Source organism: Alcanivorax sp. HI0083, from assembly GCF_001635175.1.
Genome location: NZ_LWFX01000414.1, coordinates 1 through 805, shown reverse-complemented (window position 1 = coordinate 805; position 805 = coordinate 1). Strand labels below are relative to the sequence as shown.

Annotated in this window: 1 protein-coding gene; it reads left to right on the top strand. The window is 57.0% G+C overall.

Features of this window, described 5'->3' with window-relative positions; genetic code table 11:
- On the top strand, window positions 1-455 hold a 455-nt coding region (locus A3754_RS04310; protein ID WP_156496775.1), incomplete at its 5' end, for a mechanosensitive ion channel family protein.
- Between the last annotated feature and the right edge of the window lie 350 nt (window positions 456-805).

The following is an 805-nucleotide window of genomic DNA, read 5'->3' as shown; positions in this document are numbered from 1 at the left end:
TCTATGGCACCTACCACATCGTGCCGTTCTCCTCGGTGGATGCGGTATCCAATTACACCCGCGAATACGGTAACCATGTGGGCGAATACGGCATTGGTTATCGGGAAAGCATTGACGATGCCATCGTTCAGCTTGAGGCGGCCTTCGAGGCGCTCAAGGAAGGTGAGCACAAGGATAATATCCTCGCGCCCATGACCGTGGCCGGGGTGACGGCCCTGGCGGACAGCTCGGTGAATATCCGCGTGGTGATCAAGACCACACCGGGCAATCAGTGGGCGGTGGGCCGTGCCTTCAACCGGCTGGTGAAGATCTACTTCGACAAGGCCGGTATAGAGATCCCGTTCCCGCATACCACCCTGTACTTCGGCGAGGACCGGGACGGCAATGCGCCAGCGGCCAACATTCGCCTGGCAGATGATCGTGTGGTGTCTACTCAAGAGGGCAACGACGGGTAATCCCCGCATTGGACTCATGAAAAAGCGTCTGCAAAAGCAGGCGCTTTTTTCGTTATGAGGCCCAATCTCGGCAGGTTTGCCAGCGTGTTGCATGCTGCGTGAAGCATGCTGCAGCCGCAGAGCGGCAAAAAAAAGGGCCGGCAAAGTGCCGACCCTGAAAGTCACCGGAAAAGGGAGAGCTCGGTGAATTGGAAAACGGTTAAGCGGCTTCCTCTTTGAGGAGGTTGCCAAGCAGGGCCTCGAAGTTTTGCAGCTGCTCGCTGTTATCGTGATCCCACGGATGAAAACCGGGTTTGAACCAGTCGAACCAGGGCTTGGTGATGTTCAGGAAAATCCCTTTGCGGCCCCAG